The organism is bacterium, assembly GCA_037131655.1.
Lineage (GTDB): Bacteria > Armatimonadota > Fimbriimonadia > Fimbriimonadales > JBAXQP01 > JBAXQP01.
In genome coordinates, this window is sequence record JBAXQP010000306.1 from 1 (window position 1) to 3197 (window position 3197).

Genomic DNA, 3197 nt, shown 5'->3' on the forward strand with positions numbered 1-3197 from the left:
TCCTTGCTACTTGTGCTTTCTAGTGGTGATGCGTTGTTGACAGAAGGTGCATTATAGGGTTGGCTAGGGCTTGGTTGACTTGAGCTTGGTTGACTTAGGCTTGGTTGTCTTAGGCTTGGTTGACTTTGATTTGGTTGACTTGAGCTTGGTTGATTTGGACTTGGTTGATTTGGGCTTTGTTGACTTCGATTCAGCGTGAATTTATTCAGGGATACAGCTACGGTTGCAATAACCAAAATCACAATCATCACAGATAACGAGGTTACTATTCTTTGTTCTATTCGTTGTCGATTCGCCATTATTAACCTATACTTCCCGGTGATCGGTAACTGCTTCTCACTTTTATAATTCGTCAGGTAACAAGTGTATATTAACATGTTCTATTTTAAATGTAAACCGAGAAATGCCTGTAGGGCTTCATCTTAAGTTGAATATAGACTTTTCCTGGTATTATCAAAACAGTAATCAAGCTTCTTTGAAGTTTGTCCGACCAGAAATCATGTTTAATTTCAAAATGTCCTAGAGAGTGAAATTAACCTGAATGAACTAGTTTGCTACAATAGCGTAGTCAAGGCGGCAGCTTTAGCTTTTGAGGAGAGAATTTATGGAAGAAGTCATTAATCTTCAGGAACAGCTTCGTCAGGCTATGAATGATATCGTTCGGGCGTTGGTGGCTGCTGAGGAGGCTCAAGAAGGCGCTATTTTAGGTCATGCCGATCGGGTGGCTTCATGCGCGACCGCAATCGTCAACCAATTGGGTATTAGCGGCGAGGCTTTAGTTACACTACGTCAGGCGGCGGCTTTACATGATGTGGGCAAGATTGCGGTTGATAGAAAAATCGCCGCCAAATTCGGCAAGCTTACCGACGATGAACTCCGCGCGATGCAGCTTCACGCAATCTTAGCTGAGCGTATCTTAGAAAAGATTGAAGGACTTCATGATGTCCTCCCCGCTGTACGTCATCACCACGAACGATGGGATGGCACCGGTTATCCAGCAGGTTTGAAAGGTGAGGAAATCCCTCTCGGCGCACGTATTATCGCTGTTGCGGAAACCTTTGACTTTCTCACCACCCCCTTAAATTGGCGCGAGACGATGGACCCGGATGAAGCCTCCGCCGAAATCTGGCGCTGCTCAGGTACCCAGTTCGATCCCGCAGTGGTTGAAGCTTTTGTAAAAATCCAACCTCTCATATCATTCGTTCACTAATTTATAAACGGTATCATTGCTTCAGCTTGAAGCGCCCTATAAAAGGCAATTAGCGCTTTGGAAGTGAGAGATGATATTTGCGGGAGTTGGGGAAAATGTTATTACGCCTCCGGTCGGAGCGCCGATTGTAGGTACGATTGCCCCTTGCACAGGGGTGCATGACGATCTTTTTGTACGCGCTTTGGTGTTAAGTGACGGCAAAGAGAAAGTCGCTATCGTCAGCTTGGACCTTTGCGGGATGGATTTTGAGACGGCTGATGAAATCCGCTCAAAGATTAAGGCAACTACCCAAATAACTACCGCTCTGCTCTGCTCTAGCCATACTCATAGCGCCCCATTTACCATTCCCTATCTCGTGACCCCCTTTAAGTGGTTATACGAAGAAGGCAAAGTTTGGCGCGATGAGATGATAAAGAAGACCGTGGGTGCTGTTCAAAAAGCGGCTGACAATCCTCAGAAGGCATCCCTTCGAGTTGGTCGTGCGATCGCACAGGCAGGGATTAACCGCCGTCATATTGTCAATGGCGAATTTGTAATGACGCCCAACCCCGAAGGCTCGGTTGTGCCGTGGGTCGATGTGCTTCGGGTAGATAATACTGAAGGCAAGCCGATAGCGATTTTTTATACCCATGCCGCACATCCGGTGATTGTGCATGGCGCAAGTCCGCTTATCAGCGGCGATTACCCGGCTTTTGCCTCTGAGACTATTCGTAAGCATTTCGGCAATGAAGTGATGCCCCTCTTCGCCCAAGCCTGTGGGGCGGATATTAACGGCGAACCTCTAAGAGGCGGATTTGATTCGGCAAAAGCTGCGGGAGATAAGTTAGGCGAGGCTGTAGTTAAAGCCGCCAATGAAAGCGTGCCAATTACCAACACAACAATTAAGACCGCCTTCAAAAAGCTTCTATTGCCCCTCGAAGAATTCTCTCCTGTTGATGAGCTTGAGAAATTAGTTGCATCGATGGAGGCTGAGCAAGCACAGAACCCGCCTGGAGATGACCCGTATCCGAATGAGTTTTACCTTTGCTTTAAAGACCGGCTTGCAAAAGCCAAACAGGGGCCGCCTGAGCCGCTGCGATTTGAATTGATGGGAATTGGATTTGGCGACGAATTTGGCCTCATTGGACTGACGCATGAGGTATTCTCTGCCTATCAACTTTGGGCTGACGCCAATTTGCCGTTCGAGCATAATTTTGTCACCTCTTATACGAACGCTTGCGAAAGCTATATCCCGACCGATCAGGGGTTGGATGAAGGTGGGTATGAAGGCGCAAATCATGGCGCGGCGCTGATGTGGCCAAGGCGATCCCGATTGCAAAAAGGCGCTGAAGAAATTATTAAAGAAGCGATGAAAGGACTTTTCAAATGAAAGATTTAGACCCTAAGGAAATAGTTGGAGCGGAAGAATTAGCCAACGTTACGGCTGTTATCAACAGCGGCAATATGTGGCGAATGGGCGGCCTCTTTGTTGACCGTTTTGAAGACGAAATGGCCGCGCATCTTGGACGAAAATATGTCTATGCCGTCAACTCTGGGACTTCGGCCAATGAAGCGATTGTTGCCGGTTTAGGACTTGAGCCGGGCGATGAGGTCATTTGCCCCAGTTCGACCCCGATTTTTGCCACAATGCCGGTCTTTGCGGCGTCTGGTATTCCTGTTTTCGCCGATTCCGATCCGCGAACCACAATGATCACCCCGGAAGGCATCGAAGCGGTGGTCAGCAAGCGTTCGAAGGCCATCTTTGTGGTGCATGCCTTTGGACAGGTTGCACCGATGGATAAGATTATGGCGATGGCAAAGAAGCACAACTTGAAGGTGCTCGAAGATTGCGCCCAGGCTTATGACTGCTATTTTGAAGACAAAATGACCGGCGCGATTGGCGATTCCTCGTGCTTTAGCATGCAGCAGAGCAAGCATATCACCTCGGGCGAAGGCGGCTTTGTGAGCACCGATGACCCCGAAATGTACAAGAAGATGGTGCTCTACT

At 48.2% G+C, this 3197-nt stretch carries 4 protein-coding genes; 3 read left to right on the forward strand and 1 reads right to left on the reverse strand.

The window, feature by feature from the left end; translation table 11 throughout:
- Positions 1-299, reverse strand: a 299-nt coding sequence (locus WCO51_11575) for a hypothetical protein (protein MEI6513894.1), incomplete at its 3' end; no start/stop codon positions are given.
- A 305-nt stretch (positions 300-604) separates the two neighbouring features.
- Between WCO51_11575 and WCO51_11580 the strand changes: the two genes are divergently transcribed.
- The 3 genes from WCO51_11580 to WCO51_11590 form a co-directional block, all read left to right on the forward strand.
- On the forward strand, positions 605-1210 hold the full coding sequence (locus WCO51_11580) for an HD domain-containing phosphohydrolase (protein ID MEI6513895.1): 606 nt from the start codon (positions 605-607) through the stop codon (positions 1208-1210).
- 70 nt (positions 1211-1280) lie between these two features.
- Positions 1281-2579: a neutral/alkaline non-lysosomal ceramidase N-terminal domain-containing protein gene (locus tag WCO51_11585; protein ID MEI6513896.1), complete on the forward strand. Its 1299-nt coding sequence runs from the start codon at positions 1281-1283 to the stop codon at positions 2577-2579.
- The coding region (locus WCO51_11590; GenBank protein MEI6513897.1) for a DegT/DnrJ/EryC1/StrS family aminotransferase at positions 2576-3197 on the forward strand (622 nt) is incomplete at its 3' end. The genes WCO51_11585 and WCO51_11590, both read left to right, overlap by 4 nt.

Excerpts from the sequence above, each read along its gene's own strand:
- WCO51_11585 (MEI6513896.1), top strand. The coding sequence starts at position 1,281 with ATGATATTTGCGGGAGTTGGGGAAAATGTTATTACGCCTCCGGTCGGA.
- WCO51_11580 (MEI6513895.1), top strand. The coding sequence starts at position 605 with ATGGAAGAAGTCATTAATCTTCAGGAACAGCTTCGTCAGGCTATGAAT.